Source organism: Pseudomonas lini, assembly GCF_001042905.1.
GTDB classification, from domain to species: domain Bacteria; phylum Pseudomonadota; class Gammaproteobacteria; order Pseudomonadales; family Pseudomonadaceae; genus Aquipseudomonas; species Aquipseudomonas lini.
Genome location: NZ_JYLB01000003.1, coordinates 194,203 through 216,136 on the forward strand (window position 1 = coordinate 194,203; position 21,934 = coordinate 216,136).

24 protein-coding genes are annotated in these 21,934 nt (G+C 58.3%); 13 read left to right on the top strand and 11 right to left on the bottom strand.

The genetic code is table 11. The features are described from left to right. Positions 1–82: 82 nt before the first annotated feature. Positions 83–445 (bottom strand): DUF427 domain-containing protein, encoded by a 363-nt coding sequence (locus TU81_RS09555; RefSeq protein ID WP_007907061.1) that lies wholly within the window; start codon positions 443–445, stop codon positions 83–85. A 251-nt stretch (positions 446–696) separates the two neighbouring features. Here TU81_RS09555 and TU81_RS09560 point away from each other — a divergent pair, with 251 nt between their 5' ends. The 4 genes from TU81_RS09560 to TU81_RS09575 all read left to right on the top strand — a co-directional run bounded on the left by TU81_RS09560 (position 697) and on the right by TU81_RS09575 (position 4,810). After that, positions 697–2,646: a DNA topoisomerase III gene (locus tag TU81_RS09560; RefSeq protein WP_048394718.1), complete on the top strand. Its 1,950-nt coding sequence runs from the start codon at positions 697–699 to the stop codon at positions 2,644–2,646. A gap of 238 nt (positions 2,647–2,884) precedes the next feature. Further along, a complete protein-coding gene (locus tag TU81_RS09565; RefSeq protein WP_048394720.1) occupies positions 2,885–3,424 on the top strand; it encodes a GNAT family N-acetyltransferase in 540 nt (179 codons plus the stop codon). 630 nt (positions 3,425–4,054) lie between these two features. Then, the gene (locus TU81_RS09570; RefSeq protein WP_038984224.1) at positions 4,055–4,384 is read left to right on the top strand and encodes a hypothetical protein; all 330 of its coding nucleotides are present in this window, start codon (positions 4,055–4,057) and stop codon (positions 4,382–4,384) included. 126 nt (positions 4,385–4,510) lie between these two features. Beyond that, positions 4,511–4,810 (top strand): hypothetical protein, encoded by a 300-nt coding sequence (locus tag TU81_RS09575; protein WP_038984225.1) that lies wholly within the window; start codon positions 4,511–4,513, stop codon positions 4,808–4,810. Here TU81_RS09575 and cynR read toward each other — a convergent pair. Beyond that, positions 4,796–5,701 (bottom strand): transcriptional regulator CynR, encoded by a 906-nt coding sequence (cynR, locus tag TU81_RS09580; protein ID WP_038984226.1) that lies wholly within the window; start codon positions 5,699–5,701, stop codon positions 4,796–4,798. The genes TU81_RS09575 and cynR overlap by 15 nt on opposite strands. Before the next feature lie 118 nt (positions 5,702–5,819). On the opposite strand from cynR, the gene cynS reads away from it, so the two are divergent. Both cynS and TU81_RS09590 read left to right on the top strand, forming a co-directional pair. Further along, a complete protein-coding gene (gene cynS, locus TU81_RS09585) occupies positions 5,820–6,287 on the top strand; it encodes a cyanase (RefSeq protein ID WP_038984227.1) in 468 nt (155 codons plus the stop codon). A gap of 164 nt (positions 6,288–6,451) precedes the next feature. After that, positions 6,452–7,111 carry a carbonic anhydrase gene (locus TU81_RS09590; protein ID WP_048394722.1) on the top strand — a complete coding sequence of 220 codons (660 nt, stop codon included), beginning with the start codon at positions 6,452–6,454 and terminating at the stop codon, positions 7,109–7,111. 103 nt (positions 7,112–7,214) lie between these two features. On the opposite strand, the gene TU81_RS29440 is transcribed toward TU81_RS09590, so the two are convergent. From TU81_RS29440 to glsB, 4 genes are all read right to left on the bottom strand, one after another. Continuing rightward, positions 7,215–7,565: a BON domain-containing protein gene (locus TU81_RS29440; RefSeq protein WP_050683426.1), complete on the bottom strand. Its 351-nt coding sequence runs from the start codon at positions 7,563–7,565 to the stop codon at positions 7,215–7,217. Between the two features lie 259 nt (positions 7,566–7,824). Beyond that, complete coding sequence (locus TU81_RS09600; protein WP_048394724.1) at positions 7,825–9,327, bottom strand: aldehyde dehydrogenase family protein; 1,503 nt, start codon at positions 9,325–9,327, stop codon at positions 7,825–7,827. An 83-nt stretch (positions 9,328–9,410) separates the two neighbouring features. Further along, positions 9,411–10,529, bottom strand: a complete 1,119-nt coding sequence (locus tag TU81_RS09605) for a DUF3616 domain-containing protein (RefSeq protein WP_048394726.1) — start codon at positions 10,527–10,529, stop codon at positions 9,411–9,413. Between the two features lie 88 nt (positions 10,530–10,617). Continuing rightward, positions 10,618–11,526 (bottom strand): glutaminase B, encoded by a 909-nt coding sequence (glsB, locus tag TU81_RS09610; protein WP_007904438.1) that lies wholly within the window; start codon positions 11,524–11,526, stop codon positions 10,618–10,620. 229 nt (positions 11,527–11,755) lie between these two features. Between glsB and TU81_RS09615 the strand changes: the two genes are divergently transcribed. The 4 genes from TU81_RS09615 (at position 11,756) to TU81_RS09630 (ending at position 15,033) form a co-directional block, all read left to right on the top strand. Next, positions 11,756–12,385: a ferric reductase-like transmembrane domain-containing protein gene (locus TU81_RS09615; RefSeq protein WP_048394728.1), complete on the top strand. Its 630-nt coding sequence runs from the start codon at positions 11,756–11,758 to the stop codon at positions 12,383–12,385. Between the two features lie 137 nt (positions 12,386–12,522). Further along, positions 12,523–13,038 carry an HvfX family Cu-binding RiPP maturation protein gene (locus TU81_RS09620; protein WP_048394730.1) on the top strand — a complete coding sequence of 172 codons (516 nt, stop codon included), beginning with the start codon at positions 12,523–12,525 and terminating at the stop codon, positions 13,036–13,038. A 47-nt stretch (positions 13,039–13,085) separates the two neighbouring features. Continuing rightward, a complete protein-coding gene (locus TU81_RS09625; RefSeq protein ID WP_048394732.1) occupies positions 13,086–13,784 on the top strand; it encodes a dienelactone hydrolase family protein in 699 nt (232 codons plus the stop codon). A gap of 61 nt (positions 13,785–13,845) precedes the next feature. Further along, positions 13,846–15,033 carry an MFS transporter gene (locus TU81_RS09630; protein WP_048394734.1) on the top strand — a complete coding sequence of 396 codons (1,188 nt, stop codon included), beginning with the start codon at positions 13,846–13,848 and terminating at the stop codon, positions 15,031–15,033. Positions 15,034–15,078: 45 nt separating this feature from the next. Here the strand turns inward: TU81_RS09630 and TU81_RS09635 are convergent, their stop codons facing one another. Both TU81_RS09635 and TU81_RS09640 read right to left on the bottom strand, forming a co-directional pair. After that, positions 15,079–16,098 (bottom strand): ABC transporter substrate-binding protein, encoded by a 1,020-nt coding sequence (locus TU81_RS09635; protein WP_048394735.1) that lies wholly within the window; start codon positions 16,096–16,098, stop codon positions 15,079–15,081. A gap of 173 nt (positions 16,099–16,271) precedes the next feature. Further along, entirely contained in the window at positions 16,272–16,487 is a 216-nt protein-coding gene (locus TU81_RS09640) for a TOBE domain-containing protein (RefSeq protein WP_038983759.1), read from the bottom strand. 231 nt (positions 16,488–16,718) lie between these two features. On the opposite strand from TU81_RS09640, the gene TU81_RS30490 reads away from it, so the two are divergent. Beyond that, a complete protein-coding gene (locus TU81_RS30490; protein WP_167344815.1) occupies positions 16,719–16,880 on the top strand; it encodes a hypothetical protein in 162 nt (53 codons plus the stop codon). After that, positions 16,877–17,524, top strand: coding sequence for a helix-turn-helix domain-containing protein (locus TU81_RS09645; protein ID WP_048394736.1), 648 nt, complete (start codon positions 16,877–16,879; stop codon positions 17,522–17,524). Before TU81_RS30490 ends, TU81_RS09645 begins: the two co-directional genes overlap by 4 nt. A gap of 331 nt (positions 17,525–17,855) precedes the next feature. On the opposite strand, the gene TU81_RS29450 is transcribed toward TU81_RS09645, so the two are convergent. The 3 genes from TU81_RS29450 to TU81_RS09660 all read right to left on the bottom strand — a co-directional run bounded on the left by TU81_RS29450 (position 17,856) and on the right by TU81_RS09660 (position 20,782). Further along, complete coding sequence (locus TU81_RS29450) at positions 17,856–18,368, bottom strand: hypothetical protein (protein ID WP_082157823.1); 513 nt, start codon at positions 18,366–18,368, stop codon at positions 17,856–17,858. A 323-nt stretch (positions 18,369–18,691) separates the two neighbouring features. Continuing rightward, positions 18,692–19,090 carry a DUF1801 domain-containing protein gene (locus TU81_RS09655; RefSeq protein ID WP_048394738.1) on the bottom strand — a complete coding sequence of 133 codons (399 nt, stop codon included), beginning with the start codon at positions 19,088–19,090 and terminating at the stop codon, positions 18,692–18,694. Between the two features lie 165 nt (positions 19,091–19,255). Then, positions 19,256–20,782, bottom strand: coding sequence for an MFS transporter (locus TU81_RS09660; RefSeq protein ID WP_048394739.1), 1,527 nt, complete (start codon positions 20,780–20,782; stop codon positions 19,256–19,258). 184 nt (positions 20,783–20,966) lie between these two features. Here TU81_RS09660 and TU81_RS09665 point away from each other — a divergent pair, with 184 nt between their 5' ends. Beyond that, a complete protein-coding gene (locus tag TU81_RS09665) occupies positions 20,967–21,827 on the top strand; it encodes a LysR family transcriptional regulator (protein WP_048394741.1) in 861 nt (286 codons plus the stop codon). Positions 21,828–21,934 lie beyond the last annotated feature (107 nt).

A 21,934-nucleotide genomic window follows, 5' to 3' on the forward strand; every position in this document is an offset into this window, starting at 1 on the left:
CACACCGCCTTCGCGAGCAAGCCCGCTCCCACATGGATTGCGTTCAGGCAACAAGCCTTCTGGCCACAATGCTTTCTGCACCTCAGGTATCAAGTACCTCAAACGTCACTTCTTCAGGATAAAACGCCACATACCCGCCAATCTGCGCGACTGACACCTTCGGGTGCTCATAACTCCATACCGCATTGGCACCTTCATGCCCGGGGATTTGCAGGCTGAAATAACTGGCATCGCCCTTGTACGGGCAATAGCTGGTGTGGTCGGTGCGGGCGAAATATTGTTCGGCGATGTCCTCGCGGGGGATGTAGTACACCGGAGGATAATTGGCCTCATGCATGACCAGCGCCCGAGTGGATGACGCCACTTGAATGCCATGGAACTTCACCACCACGCAGCCGGGTTGAGGGCTGATGGCGATGGGATTACCGGGTCCGGGGGCTTTCATAGAACAGGATCCTCTGTCGCTGCTGCGCTGTATCGCGATCCGACAGGTATACCTCATGTTTCGGCATCGCGACTGCTTCACAGCCGAACGGAGCTTGCTTGGGCTACAGTGAGGTCCCCAAAACAGCATGCCCCAACCTGCTGTCATCAACCGCAACAGCTTAAGCTGTACATCCATACAGATAAAGATTGCTCCATCGCTCATCAAACGCCATTCTGTCAGCCTCTGAACACTGATCGACGATGGTGGTTATGCAGCTGTACCTCTGTGAAAAACCTTCCCAGGCCAAAGACATCGCAGCCGTGCTCGGCGCCAAGCGTCGGGGCGACGGCTGCTGGCTGGGAACGAACGTCACGGTGACCTGGTGCATCGGCCATCTGCTGGAAACCGCACCGCCTGATGCCTATGACGCGCGTTACAAGCGTTGGGTGCTGGCGGATCTGCCGATCATTCCCGAAAAATGGAAGATGACCGTCAAACCGCGCACGGCCAGCCAGTACAAGGCGGTCAAACGCTTGCTCGGCGAGGCCAGTGAACTGGTGATTGCCACCGACGCCGACCGTGAGGGCGAGATGATCGCCCAAGAACTGGTGGAGCATTGCCGTTATCGCGGGCCGATCCGGCGGCTGTGGCTGTCGGCGCTGGACGATGCATCGATCCGCAAGGCCCTGGCGGCGCTCAAGCCCGGTGCCGAGACGTTCAGCCTTTATCATTCGGCGTTGGGGCGCTCCCGGGCCGACTGGTTGATCGGGATGAACATGAGTCGGCTGTTCACCCTGCTGGGGCGTCAGTCCGGCTATCAGGGTGTATTGCCGGTCGGTCGGGTGCAGACGCCGACCTTGCGCCTGGTGGTGGATCGCGACCGCAGCATTGCCGATTTCGTCCCGGTGGCTTACTGGGCCATCGATGTGCAACTGCTGCATGACGGCACCGCGTTCACCGCCCAGTGGCGTGCGGCCTCCGACGCTTGCGACGATCAGGACCGCTGCCTGAATCAGGGGCTGGCTCAGAAAGCCGCTACGGCCATTAACGGTGCGGCGAGCGCTCGGGTGATCAAACTGCGCACCGAGCGCATGCGCGAAGTCGCGCCTTTGCCGTTCGATCTGGGCACGCTGCAGGAAGTCTGCTCGAAGAAGCTCGGGCTCGGCGCTCAGGAAACCCTCGATATCGCCCAGGCGCTGTACGAAACCCACAAAGTCATTACCTACCCGCGTAGCGATTGCGGTTACCTGCCGCTGAGTCAGCACAGCGAAGCCCCAAGTATTCTTGCTGCGCTGAAGCAGGCCGATCCGGCATTGAACGCCTTGCACGATCACCTGGAGCCCCAGCGCCGCTCACGGGCCTGGAACGATGCCAAGGTCAGCGCTCACCACGGCATCATTCCCACTGCTGCGGCGAAAAACCTCGACCGACTGGTAGGCAAACAACGGGCGGTCTACACCCTGATTCGTGCGCGTTACCTGGCGCAGTTTCTGCCCAACCATGAGTACGACCGGACCCAGGCCGACTTCGACTGTGCCGGTGAAGCCTTGCGCGCCGTGGGCAAGCAGATTGTCGAGCCCGGCTGGAAACGCGCCTTGCCCGAGGCTCTCGCGCCAGCCAAGGGCCGCGAAGCACCGGCGCCGCAAACACTCCCGGCATTGGCCGAAGGGCGTGACTGCGCGGTGGCCGACGTGAAGCTCAAGGACCTCTGGACCCAGCCGCCCAAGCCGTTTACCGAAGGCGATCTGATCAAGGCGATGAAGAACGTCGCCAAACTGGTGGAAGATCCACTGCTCAAGCAGAAGCTCAAGGACACCACCGGCATCGGCACCGAAGCCACCCGCGCCTCGATCATCCAGGGCCTGCTGGACCGCGGCTACCTGATCAAGAACGGCAAGGCCCTGGCCGCGACGCCGGCAGCGTTCAGCCTGATCGACGCCGTGCCGCGCGCCATTGCGGATCCCGGCACCACGGCAATCTGGGAACAGGCCCTGGACATGGTGCAGAGCGGTGAAATGAGCCTGGAAGAATTCGTCACCAAACAGGCTGCGTGGATGAGCAAGCAGGTGGCACGTTGCGCCGGCCTGAACCTGACCATCAGCGGGCCGGCAAGCCCGGCCGGGGGTGGTGCCACACCGTGGAAAAACAAACGCAAACCCGCCAAACGCAAACCCTCGACCGGCACCAAGCGCACGGCGAAACCGGTAAGCAAGGCTTGAGAGCACTTGCAACGAATCGAAATGGTCTAGTGTTCTTCAACGTCAGGTGCAGAACCTGTGGGAGCGTGGCTTGCCCGCGAAGAACGATGACGCGTAATACCTGAAAACCGCGGTGCATTCTTCGCGGGCAAGCCACGCTCCCACAGGTTCTGCGTCTTGACTTACCGGCATTAGGGTAAGCCCGCTCTCACATGGATCGCGCATCAGGCAACAGCCCTGCTTTCTGAAAGGTACAACCATGACGACAATCAGAAGCCAGCCCTCAATAGAACTGCACGCCGCTCAGCGCGACGAACTGGAAACCATCGAAAACCTGATGCAGTTCTACGTGTATGACTTCAGCGAATGGCTGCCGCTGAAACTCGGGGAGCATGGCCTCTTCAACATCCAGCCCAAGCTGGATTACTGGCGCAACCCGGCAACCAGGCCGTTTCTGATCAAGGTCGACGACGAGCTTGCCGGTTTCGTGACCGTGGATAACGAAACCCATATCGTCGGCGCGGAGCACAACATCGGCTACTTTTTTGTTAGTCGACGCTTTCGTGGCCAAGGTGTCGCGAAGTTTGTCGCCTCTGCCCTCTTGAGTCGGTTCCCCGGTCAATGGCAGATTTTCCACATCGATGCCAACCAGCCTGCGCGGCTGTTCTGGGCCAAGGTGATGCCTGATCTCACGGGTGGCGAATTCACCCTGCATCACCTGCCGATCGACGGTTATCCATGCACCGTTTACCGCTTTAAAAGATCGCAGCCCTCGGCAACTCCTACCCCGCCCCCGTAGGAGCGAGGCTTGCCCGCGAAAAACGATGACGCGGTCCAGCAGTTTGTCCGCGTGATGGCCTTCGCGGGCAAGCCTCGCTCCTACGAAAAGCTGCGATCTTGACGATGCCACAGCCAGCCACGCCTGACTTTCTAATTCCAAAACCACTTTGTCCGACAATATGTAGTGAACAAAAATAATCACTACAAAACCGTTGACGCCTCCGATTTGCCCTTGCATGATGCAGACATCTCCCCGATCGGGAGTACAGGCAACACGTTTGAGCAAGCTCGTCTGACCGCCGAGCTGTTTTCCCCGGATACACGCTGCCCACAAGGCAGATTGAAGAAACTGACCTGGCCTGAACGTCCAGTACAAAGGACGAGAAGCGCTGGCGATCAATCCTCATGAAGCTTGTGGCCGACCCTGAAAATGTCGGCAGTGGCCTCCAGGTTTTCGCTGCTTCTCTTCGTTGTGACGCTATTGCGTAGCAGTTATTCAACACGACTACATGCAGCAGACGCGGGCCCCCGTCATATTGACGGCCGACCGCTGACGTCCTGGTTTCGGTGCCAGGGATCAACTAACCGATGGGCTACTTGTATTAGCGAATCAACTTTGAAAGATCACCAAATGGTCAAGGGGCTTACAATGAATCTGAACAATCAACCTACTATCGATGAACTGGCTCGCTTGTTCGCTGCGCAAAAAGACAGCCAGGACAGCCATATTCTGTGGATCAGCAAATCGGGCCAGGTTCATATCGACTGCCTGTCGCCCCATGCCCACGAAGAAGCGTTCGACCAGAACAACCAGAACCTGCTCGCCCGACTGAAAATGTACCGTCGCGGCCAGGGTTATGTCGGCAAGAAAGCCGCGGCCGACAAGGACTTCATCGGTAATGTGCTGCAAACGCTGAAACAGGCGTGGGCATCGATGCAGAACCAGAACGAAGTTCGGGTGATTGATCGGTTGTATTGATATCCCCCCTCAGTAATGAAAGAAGGCCCCGCTCGGAATATCGAGCGGGGCCTTTTCGTTTGTCTCGTGCGCACCAAACAAAGCTATGGTTAACCGTATGCCCTGCTGGATCTCTGGAGGCTTGCGATGAACAAAATCCTGATATTCATAGTGTTGGCGATGGCGAATGTTGCCCATGCGAACACCCTCCCTGGCATTCCCTCATTCGATGTGGACTGCCCCGGTAAAGTTGTCGTCCATGCGGATCAGGACGGCCCGGTATTGATCAATAGTAAAGAAGCGGTAACCAAAGCCATCAACGATCGTCGCTTCGAAGCCAGGGGTTCGGGCATTACGATTACGATCATCCTCGCCGATGACGATTCGGTGACCGTGTCCTCCACCGGCAAGGCTCCCAATGGGCTGTGTCAATCAGTGGATGACTGACTTCGCCGACTCGACCGCAGTCGCGTCCAATACCAGCTCCATAAAGGCCTCCGACGCCGCACTGTGATAGTTATTTTTGCGCCGAAGCAGCGCGGCCCCTCGGTTGGGCGCCTCCCCCAGCAGCGGAATTTTGCGCAATGCCCGTTCCGCAGTGGCGATGGGTTCCGGAAGGATGGTGGCCATCGGCGCGTGGCGAATGACCTCCAGCAGCGTACTCACCGAGTTCACCTCGATCGCCACTTTGGGCGTGATGTTCTGTTGCCGAAAATACCCGTCGATGGAGGATCGGGTGATGAAGTCCGGCGTCAGCAACGCGAAATCCAGTTGCGCCACCTCCTTTGGCGATAGCGGGTTCTGGCGCTCGTACAACGGATGACTACGCCCGACCATCACGCCCAAGGTCTCGACAAATGCCGGCACGCACTCGATGTCGGGGCTCCTCACCGGGGTAAAGGCAATGGCAATGTCCAGCGAGTCATCGAGCAACCCGGCCTCGATGTGATCCATCGATAACTCGAAAATCTGCAGATGGATGTTCGGAAACTTCGTCACGTAGTCGCGCACCAATGGCCCCACCAGATACGCCATGAACGTTGGCGTCATGGCCAATCGCAAAGTGCCGCGAGACAAGTCCTTCACGTCATGCAGCGCGCGTTTTCCTGCTTCAAGTTCCACCAGTACCCGACGGGCACTTTCGATATAGGCCAGTCCCGCATCGGTCGGTTTGACTGTGCGCGAGGTGCGGTCGAACAAGCTCACGCCCAACGTTTCCTCCAGTTGCCGGATCTGCTGGGACAGCGTCGGCTGGGAGACATGCAACGCCTCGGCGGCGCGGGTGAAACCGCCGTGGTCGGCGACTGCCAGCAAGTAGCGCAAATGTCGGAGCAGCATGGGGCACACCATCTATAGGCAGGACTTATGCGACGCATTGTATATCGATCTTGGACGCTATGGATCAATCAACCGAAGATGGCTCCACTTTCCAGCCACAACCGATAGGAGTCACACCATGCAACAGTCCCACGCTTACCAGGACCCAAGTCTGGCCCTGACCACTTCGATCCTCGATGCCAAGGCGCGCAAGAATCTGTCCTGGCAGGATTTGACCGACGGCACCGGCCTGGGCCTGGCCTATGTCACCGCCGCCCTGCTCGGCCAGCATCCGTTGCCGGAAGCCGCCGCCAAGGTGATTGGCGAGAAACTCGAACTGGACGCCGAGGCCGTGGCTCGCCTGCAGATCATTCCGCTGCGCGGCAGCCTTTCGGGTGTCCCTACCGACCCGACCATCTACCGCTTCTACGAAATGATCCAGATCTACGGCACCACGCTTAAAGCCCTGGTTCACGAGCAATTCGGCGACGGCATCATCAGCGCGATCAACTTCAAGCTGGACATGAAGAAAGTTGAAGACCCGGAAGGCGGTTCTCGCGCAGTGATTACTCTGGACGGCAAGTTCCTGCCATTGCGTCCTTTCTAAAACAACCCAGTCAATTAAGACGCGGAACCTGTGGGAGCGTGGCTTGCCCGCGAAGAATGCGCCGCGGTTTTTCAGGTATTACGCGTCATCGTTCTTCGCGGGCAAGCCACGCTCCTACAGGTTATGCAGGCATTCCCCCCTCATTCATTGCAAGGAAATCAGCCATGAAAGCGCTCATCGAAGGTTTATTGAAGTTCCAGAACGAAGCCTTCATCCAACGTACCGACCTGTTCAAACACCTGGCCACCACCCAGCATCCCGGCACCTTGTTCATCACCTGTTCAGACAGCCGCGTAGTGCCGGAATTGCTGACCCAGCAAGAGCCCGGCGAACTGTTTGTGGTGCGCAATGCCGGCAATATCGTGCCCTCCTACAGTCCGCATCCCGGCGGTGTGTCGGCCACGGTCGAATATGCAGTCGCGGTATTGGGCGTGACGGACATCGTGATCTGCGGGCATTCGGACTGCGGCGCCATGACCGCCATCGCCCAGTGCAAATGCATGGATCACCTGCCCGCCGTCAGTGGCTGGTTGCAGCACGCCGAGTCGGCCAAGGTAATCAATGACTCCCGCCCTCACGCCAGCGACGCCGCCAAGGTGAGTTCGATGGTCCGGGAAAATGTCATCGCCCAACTGGCGAATATCCAGACTCACCCGAGCGTGCGCCTGGCCCAGGAAAAAGGCCTGCTGAATCTGCATGGTTGGGTTTATGACATCGAGACCGGCTCAGTCGATGCTCTGGATGCCAGCCGTCGCAACTTCGTGTCGCTGGCCGAGCACCCGGACACCTGTGCGGTGTATGGTCAAGTGGTCGAAGCCGCCTGAAAGCTTCACCCGCTCGAGCTGCGTCGGGCTTGGCGCAGCGTTACAACGTGGACACACGCACTACTTCCCAACCGGGAATGTGACACTCACAAGATCGCCCCTGTCATTTATCGTCAATCTTTGTAGACGATTTTGACCGACGCTCAGAGGACTCTTCGGCATTGGGCGCATCTGGAAAACTGCCCGGCGTGAACACATGAGTGAGCAACTCGCTGGCATCGATGTCGACGACACCCTGAACCGAACGGGCCAGAGCAACAGCCTGCTCACACTGCCTGTGAGTGTTGACGCGGCCGCTCAATGCCACCCTGCCCGCATGGGTTTTGACATGGACATGCAGGCCAAGGGTTGAGTCGGCCAATGCCAGGGCCGACTTCACTCTGGTGGTAATCCACGCGTCGTGAACGACCGTTTCCAGATCATGAGAGTAATGTTGAAAGGAATGAAGTTTCATGGCGCAAACCTCCCTCACGTAATCAGATGCGCCGCCCGCCCCACCGCAGACACGGACACACATTAAGTATAGTGCGTGCCGTTGCCTGCGGGCGGGGGGCTGTCCCTGATGCCGATAAGGTATAAGAACGACGAATATCCTGTGGGAGCGGGCTTGCTCGCGAAGACGGCGGCACAGTCAACATTGATGTCGCCTGACACACCGCTTTCGCGAGCAAGCCCGCTCCCACAGGTTTGCGTGGCTGTTCTGGAGCGCCGCCTCAGCGTTTGACCGACAGATCCGTCTGGGTCATGCGGCTACGGATGGTAAACACGCCATCCCCCGAGAGAATCGCGCTGCGCGCAAACAGGCGCCCACTCTCCCAGTTCGAAAGCCCCAGTTCCGGCTTGTTCAGCGCGTACTGCCCGTCGACCCAGCGGGTAATCCCGTTGCCGACAAAAGGTGCGTTGACCGCGTTGTAGAAACGCTCCTGCGCCGGGGCATCTTCACTGATCAGCGACACGGTGAATTGCGGGCTGTAGCGGTTGAACAAGGCGATGGCCTGGTCCAGGTCGTCAACGATCTTCAAGCTGACTTCCGGGGTCTCTTCCCATTCCCACTCGCGACCCAGTTGATCCTCGGGCAGCGGTTCGGCCAACGCTTCGGTCTGATAGCCTCCGGCGCGGTACACCTCGACGCTCGCGGTCTGCCAATCGGTTGGCAAATGCTGCTCGCTACCTTCGACGATATGTAACTTGCAGCCCTGGCCCCGAGCGGTGCCGGCCTGTTGCAGTGCGTCGAGAAACAACGGCACCAGTTCGGCGGCGCGGTCGCGGTGGATCAGGCAAACGTTGAGGGTGTTGCAGACTTTGCGGTCCAGCGAGTTGCGCACCACGGCGGCAAAGCGCCGGGCATCGGCGTCCTTGTCGGCGATCAGCCACGCGCCACCGGTGCCGTGCAAGCTGACCGCGGTACCGGCCTGTTGCGCGATGCTGCCCAACTGGCTGACCGCACGTCCCGACCCACGGGCCACAGCCAGCGACAAGCGCCGGTCGGCGAACATCGCCCAACCGGCGGCGTGATTGACGCTTTCCACCAGCGAAACTGCTCCGGTCGGCAATCCGGCGTCAGCCAATGCTGGATTCAATGCATGGGTGACAATGGCCTGGGCGGTGCCCAATGCATCGCTGCCAATGCGCAACACCGCGGTGTTACCGGTGCGCAAGACACCGGCGGCATCGGCGAAAACATTCGGCCGGCCTTCGAACACGAACGCGACGATGCCCAGCGGCGACACTACTTGCTCGACTTTCCAGCCATCATGCTCGACGCAGCTCACGACCTTGCCGCGCGTAGCCGGTGCATCGCGCCAAGCCCTGAGGCCGGCGATCATGTCGCGGCGCATGCGCTCATCGGCGAGCAACCGCGTGGTGGAACGCCCGCGCGCCTTGGCCCGCTCGATGTCGGCCAGGTTGGCAGCCGCAATCAAGGCCCAGCATTCAGGCGTTTCCAGGCGTTGGGCAAAGTGATCGAAGAACTCGCTGATGGCGTGATCCGAGACGCTGGACATCGCGGTGAACGCCGCTTCGGCGCGCTCGATGGCGACTGCCGCCGCTTGCTGGTCCGCTACCGGGATCAGCAGCAATTCGCCGCTGACCTGCTCCACCAGCAGATGGTCGCCGGGCTGAAAGCGCGCCGCCAGTTCGGAGCTGACGACAGTGACACGATTACCAGCAAAAGGGATCGGCGTGCCAGCGACTAGACGTTCGAGCGCAAGAGACATGAAACGGTTTCACCATGCAGGGGGGCGGTCGGAAAATGTATAGGAAAATCCGTGGAGCGTCATTCACCGGGGCGCGGTGGCGGTTACTTTTTCATAAGTCGAAATACATCCTGCTCCAGGCGATTGCCCCCCTGTTTGCGCCACCCGGCGTTCGCGTCATAGACCACCAGCAGCAACGGTTCCTCTACGCCCGCAGTGCTGACAAAGGTCATTCCTTCGGCATGATCGCGGCCTTTATCCTCTCCTTGCCCGTAAGGAACCTCCAGGACCGGCGTCAATTGTTCCCTGAAGATAAAACTTTCGTCTGTGGGCCTGGCGCCGTCGTGCCATCGAAATAAGCTGACAGGCCCATCAAGGTTCATCGTCGGCCCGGCCAGGATCAACATGTCGTCACCATCGATGCATAAGTCCCTGACGCCGAGTCCATCCAGCTGGAGAAAATGCTTACGATATTTGCGCCCCTTGGGCCCGATCTTTTTCAGTATCAGTGTGTGAGCGGCCTTGGGATGGTCCTCGGGTTCAATCTCCAGAACAATCGTCCAGCCCCGCAACACAGGCCCTCGCAACCCGATAAAAACACGTTTGCCGTTGATCTCAAGACCTTCGGTATCGAACCCGTTGTCCTTGCCGGGAATGTGCAGGAATGCCCCTACATGCTCGTCGTCCTTGAGCTCATCGAGCAATTCGTTACCCAGTTGATTACCGGCCAATTGGGCGGCGACTCGATCATCGCTGGCGGTGCTCTTCACCAAAGTGAACGTCCCGTTTTCTTCGACCACCGGAATCCGGGCCAGGAGAAAACGATTGCCATCGCTGCTGACAGTTGCCAGACGCTCGGCGTTTTTCTTCAGGGATTTGGTGCTATCAGGTTTTTTCCGTTTCAGGCTGTGAGACCCCACAATCCAGAGATACCCCGTGTCGCGGTCGTAGCTCATGCCTTCCAGGTCTGCTTCAACGAATTCTTCGCCAATCGTCGGGATGACCGGCAGCGTCAACAGGGACGCCAACGGGAATTGTTGGTGCTGATCAAACAGAAACTCGCCCGCACCGACGCGCTCACGCAAGGTGAAGCGCTCCAGGCTCAAGGATTCATCATTGGCGACCCACAGGGTGTCGCCTATCTGGACCACGGCAGACAACCCTTTGCGCATATGAGTGTCCGGGTCATTGAAGACTAGAAGCGCGGAACCGAAATTCACCATGAAGTCACCCGCCCCGTCACCCGTTCGGGTGAGTCAAAGAATGCCTGCTTCACGGTAGCGGTCATCGAGCGCTAGTCAAGAAATGCCATCAGAACACCGACCAGCCGATCCGCTGACTCAACAATTCCAGCGCGGCCATGCCAGCGAGGGAGTTGCCGGCAGTGTTCAATTCCGGGGACCACACGCACACCGTGAATTGCCCCGGCACCACCGCGACGATGCCCCCGCCCACGCCGCTCTTGCCCGGCAAACCGACGCGATAGGCAAAGTTGCCGGCTTCGTCGTACAACCCGCTGGTGGCCATGATCGAGTTGACTTGTTGGGTCTGACGGGCGCTGAGGATCTGGGCGCCGCTGTGTTTGCAGAAACCGTCGTTGGCCAGAAAGCAGAACGTGCGGGCCAGATCCACGCAACTCATGCGCAACGCGCAGTGGCTGAAGTAGCTGCGCAGCACGGCTTCGACGTCGTTATGAAAGTTGCCGAACGACTGCATCAGATAAGCCATGGCTGCGTTGCGCGCGCGGTGCTGGTATTCCGACTCGGCGACTTTGCCATCCACCATGACATTCGGGTTGCCGGACAAACGCCGGACAAAATCGCGCATCGATAACGCCGGCGCGGCAAAACGTGACTGGTTGATGTCGCAGATCACCAGCGCACCGGCGTTGATGAAAGGATTGCGCGGGCGCCCGCGCTCGAACTCCAGCTGCACCAGCGAGTTGAACGGCTGGCCGGACGGCTCGTGACCCAGGCGCTCCCAAATCGCTTCGCCGGAATGGTCGATGGCCTGCACCAGGCTGAATACCTTGGAGATACTCTGCACCGAGAACGGCGTGTCGGCGTCTCCCGCGCAAAACAACTCGCCGTCATTGCCATACACGGCAATGCCCAACTGATTGGACGGCACGGTGCCGAGGGCGGGAATGTAGTCAGCCACTTTGCCCTGACCGATCAACGGTCGGACTGCGTCAAGGATCTCGTTCAACAGCGCTTGCATGCCGGGTTCCGAAGTCTCGCCCCATGGGATTGCGGGGACACTGTCGCTAGACGCTGCTGGTCGGTGCTGAATCACAGTTTTGTATGGGAATGTATCTGTCGCGGCCCGGGATACATGAACTTGCACCGGGCGACCTTTCGGACATACCGCCCACACACCGGGTTGAAAAACTCCTGCTGTCCGCTGACCACCGGCAAAACCGGGTCGGCCCTTGCTCAGGAGTGTTGCCATGCTGACCCAAGTTCCCCGTTACCACGGCTGGTCGCTGTTTGGCCTGCTGTCCCTGCTGGTGTTGTTGATGACCGGCCTGATTCTGTTGCTGAACCCGGATCTGGTGGAAGCCACGCGCAGCGCCATTCGCGCCACTGCACGCACTTCGTTTGCACTGTTTCTCGCTGCGTTCACTGCGTCCGCTTTGGCTGTGCTGGTGCCCTCGCCATTCACCCGATCGCTGGTGCGCGAGCGACGCTTCATCGGCCTGGCCTTTGCGTTTTCCCACCTGGTACACGCCATCCTGATCTACAGCTATGGCCAACTGAACCCTGAGTTCTGGCCCGGCCGCACTACGGTCGGCAATATCCCGGGCTCGGTTGGTTACCTGTTCATTCTGTTGATGGCGCTGACCTCGTTCAAAACCACGGCGCGGCTGATCGGCCCCAAACCCTGGAAAGCCCTGCACGTCAGCGGCATGTGGGTGCTCGCAGCGGTGTTTACCTATTCCAACTTCAAACGCATCCCCATGAGCGCCTGGTACGTCCTGCCGTTCGGCCTGATGTTTTCGGCAATCGTCATTCGGCTGCTGGGCAAGATTGCGTTGAAGTACAAACGGTCGGTCAGGAATGCGCTGCTGACTGAATGACATCCCTGGAACACCACAATCCCCTGTGGGAGCGGGCTTGCTCGCGAAAGCGGTGTGTCAGGCGACATCAATGTTGAATGTGCCGCCGTCTTCGCGAGCAAGCCCGCTCCCACAATGAATCCCCGGAGCTCAAGCCCATGAACACCTCTCTCTCATCAGCCATCAAAGGCCTGCACCTGAACCTCGACCGTGCCGGCAACTGGATCGCGCCCCTGACCTTGCGGGTGTTTCTGGCCTGGGAGTTTTTCGAATCAGGCCTGGAAAAATGGAACGGTCAGAACTGGTTCGCTGACATCCAGAACAGCTTCCCATTCCCCTTCAACCACGTGCCGGCCACGCTGAACTGGGAACTGGCGATGTGGGCCGAATTGATCTGTGCCCTCGCCCTGCTGGTGGGCCTGGGGACGCGGGTCTCGGCGATTATCCTGATCGTGGTCACGATCGTTGCGACCGCTGCCGTTCACTGGCCGGCCGATTGGTCTACATTGAGTGAACTTGCCCAGGGTTATGCCATCAGCAATAAAGGCCACGGCAACTTCAAACTGCCGCTGATCTACCTCGCAGCCCTCATGCCGTTATTGCTCTCGGGGGCCGGCAAACTCAGCATGGACGCGTTGTTGGCTCGACTCTTCTGGCGGCGCAGTCACCGCTGATACGCCAGCGTCTCGATAACCCACCCAACTTATGTAAAGGAGCCATCATGAGCGTAACCACCCAATGGATCGAGATCACCAGCGCCGACGGCACATTCGGCGCTTACCTGGCCATCCCCCACACCCGTAAAGGTCCGGGGATTGTGCTGATTCAGGAAATCTTCGGCGTCAACGAACACATCCGCTCGGTCGCCGAGCAGTACGCAGCCGACGGCTACCTGGTCATAACGCCGGATCTGTTCTGGCGCAACGGCCACCGTATCGAACTGGGCTACGACGAAGCTGGCTGGAAACGCGCCGTCGAATTGATGAATGCCACCGACACCACCAAGGCCCAGGCCGACATCAAACTGGCCATCGACGCCCTGAAGGCTCATCCGGGGCTGGACGGCAGAATCGCTTCCATCGGTTTCTGCTTCGGCGGCATGCTGTCGTACAACACCGCGGCCAACGGTTTCGTCGACGTGGCGATTGCCTACTACGGCGGCGGCATTCAGAACCAACTGGATCGGGCCGGTGAACTCAAGGTGCCGATGCTGATGCATTTCGGCGAACAGGACAGCCACATCCCCATCGACGCCGTGAAGCAAATCGCCGAGCGTTTCGAGTTCAACGACGACGTCGATATCGAGGTGTATCCGGGGGCCGAACATGGCTTCAACTGCTCACACCGTGACAGCTACAACCAGCGGGCGGCGGTGGAGGCGCACGGCAATACGTTGCTCTTTTTGAGTCAGAATCTTTAAGGCCTGATCGCCGGGGTTGGCGACATAAACAATCGGTGAGCATTCAATCCCGGAAACCCGCATGGACAACCTCTCAAAACCCAGACCGGCTTCAGTGCGTATCCCCTCCACGGTCTGGGCCTTGGGTTTTGTCAGCTTGTTCATGGACCTGTCTTCAGAACTGGTGCACAGCCTGTTGCCAATATTTCTGGTCACGACCCTGGGCGCGAGCGCGTTGACCGTCGGGGTGATCGAGGGCATCGCCGAAGCGACCGCGATGCTGACCAAAATCTTCTCCGGCGCCATCAGCGACTTTATCGGCCGGCGCAAAGGCCTGCTGTTGATGGGCTACGGTCTGGCCGCCTTGTCAAAACCGCTCTTTCCTCTCGCGCAATCGGTGGAGGTGGTGTTCACCGCGCGTTTTCTGGATCGCATCGGCAAAGGTATTCGTGGCGCGCCGCGAGATGCATTGGTCGCCGATGTCGCACCCGCCGAAATCCGTGGTGCTTGTTTTGGCATGCGCCAGTCGATGGACACCGTGGGCGCCATTCTGGGTCCGATCCTGGCTATCGTGCTGATGCTCTGGCTCGGGCAGATCCATCTGGTGTTGTGGTTTGCGGTGATCCCGGCGGTGATATCGGTGGCGCTGATTGTCGGCGGGGTAAAAGAACCGACCGCTGCCGCTGGCGAACGCACCTTTCGCTCACCTATCCACTGGAAGGTCCTGCGGGATTTTTCCCGTGGTTACTGGTGGGTGGTGATCGTCGGCGGGCTCTTCACGCTGGCCCGCTTCAGTGAAGCCTTTCTGGTGTTGAAGGCGCAACAAACAGGCCTGACAGCAACCTGGGTGCCGATGGTGATGGTGGTCATGTCGTTGCTTTATGCAGTGTCTGCCTACCCGGCCGGCTGGTTGTCCGACCGGATCAGCCGCACCAAAGTGCTGTGTGTCGGCATAGTCCTGCTGATCCTGGCGGACCTGTTATTGGCGCAAGCGGATTCGATCATGACCATGCTGGCGGGCGTAGCCCTGTGGGGCCTGCACATGGGTTTCAGCCAAGGGATTCTCGCAGCGCTGATCGCCGACACCGCGCCCGAACATCTCAGGGGCACGGCATTCGGCCTGTTCAATCTGATCAGCGGCGTGTGCCTGTTGATCGCCAGTGTGCTCGCCGGCGCGCTGTGGGAGACCTCGGGCTCGGCCAGCACCTTCATCGTCGGGGCGCTGCTGGCGGCTGCGGCGCTGCTGTTGCTTCTGCTGCGCAAGCCCTAAATTCCGGTCAGTTAAGCCGCGACGCACGCTTTATAGCAGACCCGCTCAGCTGCCCTCGCTACCGTGTGCTTCTTCAAAGAAGTAATCCTTCCAGCTGGCAGCCTTGTTTTTCAGCACACCGAGCTCCTGGAGTTTCTCGGCGTAGATGAAGGTGCGCTGGGGCACGACGGTGAAGTCGATTTCAGGGTCGGCGACGATTTTCTCAACCAGTGGCAGCGCCAGCTTCGATTGTTCCACCCGGAGATAGGTCTGGGCGGCTGCGGGCTTATCGGCCTTGATTATTTTCTCGGCCTCGGCGAGTGCCGCGTAAAACGCCTTGTAGGTTTTCGGGTTTTCGTCGTGGAATTTCTCGGTGGTGTACAGCACGTTAAACGTGGCCTGGCCACCCAATACGTCGTAGGAACTCAGCACCTTGTGCACGTTGGGACTCTGCAGTTCCTGGTACTGGAACGGCGGACTGGAGAAATGTGAGTTGATCTCCGAACCGTCGGCAATCAGCGCCGACGTCGCATCCGGGTGGGCCAGGCTGATCGAGATGTCGTCAAATTTCTTGAAGTTTTGCGCGCCAAACTGTTTCGCCGTTTCGATTTGTAAAGTGCGTGACTGGAAACCTACCCCTGCCGCCGGCACCGCGATGCGGTCCTTTTCGGTGAAATCCTTGAGGCTTTTTACGTTCGGGTTATTGGTCAGCAGGTAATTGGGCATAGACCCCAGCGAGGCGATGGCCTTGACGTTTTGTTTGCCCTTGGTCCGGTCCCAGATCGTCAGCATTGGCGGCACGCCTGCCGACACCACATCCAGCGCACCGGCCAAGAGCGCCTCGTTCATCGCCGTGGCACCCGAGATGCTGCTCCAGTCGACCTTGATGTCGAGGCCCTGCTCCTTGCCATGTTTCTCGATGAGCTGCTGATCGCGCACCACATCCAGGATCAGGTAACCGATACCAAATTGCTGGGCAATGCTGATTTTGCCTTCGGCCTGAGCGCCGGGGCTGAGTAATGCACTCACCGCCGCCACGGAGGCTGCCAACAGCGTCAATGCGGAGCGCTTGAAAGGAATCGCCATGAAAACCTCAACGTTATGGAAAGTGAGCACAATGCCGGCAAGTCAAGACGTAGAACCTGTGGGAGCGTGGCTTGCCCGCGAAGAACGATGACGCGTAATACCTGAAAAACCGCGGTGCATTCTTCGCGGGCAAGCCACGCTCCCACAGGATTTTCGTCGCTCAAATTTCAATTTCAGAGCTTGGCGATCGACACCTCGGTGGATTTGACGAAGGCAATCACCTCGCTCCCCACTTTCAATTCAAGGTCGCGCACCGAACGGGTGGTAATCACCGAGGTGACGATTCCGGAAGCCGTTTGCACGTCGATTTCGGACACCACTTCGCCCTCTACTATTTCCTTGATGACACCCTTGAACTGATTTCGGACGTTGATCGCTTTGATGGTCATGATGAGGCTTCCTGTCTGGTGTCGGGCGCATCCGCATGGATGTGCAGGCCCTCAAAGTGCATCACCCGAACCAGCAACAAAAGGAATATATAATTATCTACTTATTCCTTTATAGAATATTAATTAAATAACCAAAACGAATTAACAAATACAAAATAAGTATTTATCGTTATAAAAATATCCACGTACTCTCAGCTCATCCCGTCATTCATCACCACAGTGAAGTGCCCCATGAATCCGACTGACAACCTCATCGACTTCGCCAGTTACCGCAAACGCAAACAGGCTCAGCAACGGGCACGGGCCATGTGGGAGATGTATGCACGTAACGCCGGTTTACAGGCTTATCAATGGGGCCAGGCCGCCCACTCGACCGAGACCCGTCACGCATGAACGCGCAGCAACCCTCGCGATTTCTGGCGAGCGCAGACGAGCCCGTGACGGACTTGAATAATCTGGAGCCACTGGAAGAAGAGCCGATCTGCGAGCGGGTCGCACAGAACCTGCAACGGCTGCGGGGCAAGCGTCACTTGTCCCTCGATGCGCTGGCCCGGCAATGCGGTGTGAGCCGGGCGATGCTGGCGCAGATCGAGTCCGGACGCAGCGTGCCGTCCATCAAAGTGCTGTGCAAAATTGCCAAAGGCCTGAAGGTCTCGGTGGCCGCCTTTCTTGAGCATCGGGCCTTCGAAGGTGTGGCCGTGCTGTCGGCACGTGAGAGCAAACGGCTGGTCAGCGCCAGCGGAGCCTTCGTCAGCCGCGCCCTGTTCCCGTTTGATGTGGCACGCCAATCGGAATTTTACGAACTGCGCCTGAGCCCTTTGGGCGAAGATCACAGCGAGGGGCATGGCCCCGGTGTTCAGGAGAACCTGGTGGTGTCGCAGGGCGTGCTGGAAATCAGCGTCAACGATGAACGTTACCTGCTGTCTACCGGCGACTCGATCCTGTTCTACGCCGACCAGCCCCACCGCTACCGCAACCCCGCCGACAGTGAGGCAGTGGCGTATCTGGTGGTGACTTACCCGGAACGCCTGGATTAAACACCTGAAAGAACAATGAACATCCAATGTGGGAGCGGGCTTGCTCGCGAAGAGGCCAGCACATTCAATATCAATGTCGCCTGACACACCGCCTTCGCGAGCAAGCCCGCTCCCACAGTTTTATTACCGCTACCCACGAATACCGCGCTCAACCCAAATCCCTGTGGGAGCGGGCTTGCCCGCGATGAGGCCAGCACATTCAACATTGATATTGGCTGACACTCCGCCTTCGCGGGCAAGCCTCGCTCCTACGGGGGGATGTGGTGTCTGCCGGAATGAAAAAGCCCCCGTAACCGTAAGGTCGCGGGGGCTTTTTTGTGCTGCCAGGGGATCAGCAGGTGCAGCACATCAGCGGCATGCCATTGCAGCTCATCATCATCGGCATGCTGCAATCGTTCATCATTTTCATCATCAAGTCGCAGCAGCTTTTCATCATGTCCATGTTCATGCCGGCCATCGGCATGATTTTGCACATCATGCCGTCGGCCATCATGGTGCATTCCATCACGCACTTCATCGACGGCATCGGCATGCCCATCATCGGCATTGGCATCATCATGTTCATCATCGGCATGGCCATGCTCGCCTGGGACATGCACATCATGCTCATGTTGCCGCAGTGCATCATCATCGGCATGCCGCAGTTCATCATCATCTGCATCATTTCGGCGCTGTTCTTGAACATGGTCATGTCCATGCCAGCAGCCGGCATCATTTTGCACATCATGCCGTCGTCCATCATTTCGCAGCTCATGGTCGCCATCATCATCGGCATGCCCATCATTGGCATCATCGGCATGTTGGCGTTCATCATCGGCATTGGCATCTGCATGGCGTTCATCATGGTGTAACTCCCTAAGCGATTCGATAGTTGGACGAAGCTGATGGAGGCGGATTCTAAGGACTGGCGAAGGGACGACAAGATGATGGCCGAGCAGCAGGATTTGATGTAGAAACCGATTTAGTGGCGCGGTCGGGACGTCGCCGTCTGTTATAGCGGCGACAGCGTCTTCATCACAGACAGAATCAAAACGAAGACGTGGTTTTAGAAGTTACGGATATTCGACCCAGCGCTATATAAAGAACCGAAAGAAATAATCGATCTAAACAGTGCCGAATTTTTCATCCGGTAGCTCTGGAATCAATCAGTTAGCCGTATAGAACCATTTACGTCGACGTATTGAGCACCACCGCCGCACGAATCAGCGTCTTCAACGCCTCTTCATCAATCCTGTCGCCCTCATGCAAATCAATCGCACGTCGGGTGTTGCCGTCGAGGCTGGCGTTGAACAGACCGGAAGGGTCCTCCAGCGAGGCCCCCTTGGCGAAGGTCATCTTCACGGCATTCTTGTACGTCTCGCCGGTGCAGATGATGCCGGCGTGCGACCACACCGGCACCCCTCTCCACTTCAACTCCTCGACCACGTCGGGGTCAGCCTGCTTGATAAGAGCCCGAACCCGAGCGAGCGTCTCACCCCGCCAGTCACTCAGCGCCTGGATTTTTGCCTCTATCAGTTCAGAGGCAGAACCTCCCTCCTCGTCTGCCTTTGCGTCGATCTTCTTCATGATGGTTGTCACTCCTCAGGGCGGTCATCAAGTTGCGTCGCTGGATAAAATCCAGCGACATAAACCATAGCAGGCACCCGCGATGATCAATGCAATCGAAACTGTGCTTTAGATCCATGGGCGCTTTTATACACGCTGGGCCATAAGCAATCCTTCGGCTTACAGTTACTGCTGAGCATTCACGGCTTTGCTCGAACGAAAAACCAGGCAGCTCGCCGCCACTAGCACCCATGCCGCAACACCGCCATACAGCATCACCCAGCCAAACCCATGGGCCAAAGCTGCGTTGGCGACATCGAGCGGAATCGTAGAGCCCTGGCCAGTCTGTGCCAGCACGGCGTTGTTGCCGGCTGAAATATTCTCCGCCAGCAACCTCAGTTGAACATCATCGGAGGAGCCAGATAACTGCTCGCGCAGGGAAGACAGGATGCCTTCCACCAAGATGAATCCCATCAGCGCGATATTGATTGCAAGGCTGATCATACGAGCGCTGATATCGATGCCCGATGCCATGCCTGCACGCTCACTGGGCACCGATCCGGTGGTGGTATTGGTGACAGGCGTATTGGTCAACCCCAGTCCAATCCCGGCGATCAGGCAGCCAGGAAGCATCGTCAGCCAGCTGGCATGCGTAACACTGCTGCCCCATTTCATCAGCAGGAACCCCAGACCTATGGTGAACAAGCCTGCGGGAATCACAGCCTCAGGTCGATAGCGCAGCGCCAGCCGTTCGCCCAATGGAGGGATAACCAGCGTCGGCAGTGTATAGGCCAGCAGTGCCAAACCGGTGCCGACACTGGCATAGCCCAGGCCATTTTGAAAGTACAGAGGCAGATAGATCATGAAGGGCCAGAAGCTGAAGTTCATGCCTGCCGACCCTAGCAAGGCACCCGAGAAGCGGCGGATGCGAAATACAGAGAAGTCGAACATGGGATCGACATAGCGTCGCTGCGCGACGACAAAGACGATGAAACTGACCATTGCCACAACCAGGCTGGCGATGGCCGAACCACTGGAGAAACCCACCCCCGCTCCCTGAGTGATGAACCAGGAAAGACCCAACACTGCCAGCGACAGCGAAATAATACCCAACACATCCAGCCTGCGACGCTGCGGGTCGCGTGACTCATCGACACCGGCGATCACCAGCACCAGCGCGAGCACTGCAATTGGCGCATGCACCAGAAACACCCATTCCCAACTCGACAACGCCACGATAACTGCGCCGATAATCGGACCGAACCCCAGACCGATGCCGAACACGATCCCCCAGGCACTGAACGCTTTGCCGCGCGCAGCTCCCGACTGGAATCGGTGAGACAACACTGCCACCTGACAAATCAGCATGGCACCACCGGACATACCTTGCAGGAATCGGTTTGCAATCAACACGCTGGCACTTTGCGCCCATCCACAGCCCAGAGAGGTAATGCCGAAAAGTACCAGGCTAATGACAAACACTCGCTTGCGCCCATACCGATCCGCCAGTGTGCCGGTGGCCATCAGTACCGTGGTGCAGGCGATGGTGTAGGCATTCATGATCCACTGCATATCGTTGAAATCGCTGTGCAGAACCGATTCAAGCGTGGGCAGGATTGCCGGCACGCTCGAGATTTCCAGGCCGAACATCAGCGAGGCCAAGCAAACGGCGGCTATTGTGAAAACATCTTTTTGCGAAGAAGAGAACGGCATCGTGATCTTCCAGATCAAGTTGATGGGCACTGGCAAGGCCGCCCCAAGGGGAGTTGGTGCGATCGCCTGACCAGCGTCACCAGACATAACTCCAAGTGACCGGCCGCATTCTGGAAGTAATTAAAAAATGACAGAAATGATTAAATTTCGTAAGTTTTATTAATATTCATCATGAGTGGACTAAATGGACTTCGACCCAGCTCTGTTACGTGCTTTTGTCGCGATCAAGGAGACCGATAGTTTCACTCGTGCCGCAGAACGGCTGCACTTAAGCCAGTCAGCGATCAGTCATCAGATCCGGCGCCTGGAAGAACAGGCCGGCACCACCCTACTGGTGCGTACCACCCGACGTTTGACGCTGACAGAAGATGGCGAAGATTTTCTGCGTCATGCCGAACATGTCCTCAGAGCGCAAGACGCCCTCTCCCGGCGTTTCGAAACGTCATCGGTATCCGGGACCGTGCGCTTCGGTGTGCCAGAAAACTTTATCGGCGACGGCTTGCCGCCGTTACTGACTCGGTTCGCCAGACAATTTCCCGCAGTACGTCTGGATGTAACCGTTGGCACCTACCTCGATCTGCGCGCGCAGGTCGATGCCGATGGGCTCGATCTGGCCGTGGTCATGACATTGCCGGGCAGTCAGGCCGGCGGTACCGTGCTGCGCGAAACCCGGTTTGTCTGGGCTGCGGCGCAGAGTTTCGACTTTACCGGCGAGGCCCCTTTACCGCTGGCGTTTGCACCAGCGCCCTGCATGCACCGGCAAGTGGCCGTAGAGGCATTAGCGAGTTCCACCGTGGATTGGCGGGTCGCCTTTACCTCTCCAAGTCAACAAGGACTGCGGGCGGCGGTATTGGCAGGGCTTGCCGTCACCGCGCTACCGTTGGGAGATCTAGAGCCCGGCATGGTGGTGATTGACGGGCAATATGGCCTGCCACCGCTGCTGGATGCTGATTTCAGACTGATATGGAGCATCACAGGAAAGACGCCTGCGGCCAATACATTTGGGCAACTGCTGGTGGAGATGTCTGAGTCGTCATCGATCTAGAACAAGCTGACTGCCATTGGCATTCCAGGGTAAGCGTCCTGTTGATTGCGAATGGCTGTTTGGGTTGTGGACGTTGGACACGGGATGGGCCCGCGCTCTTCGTTAGT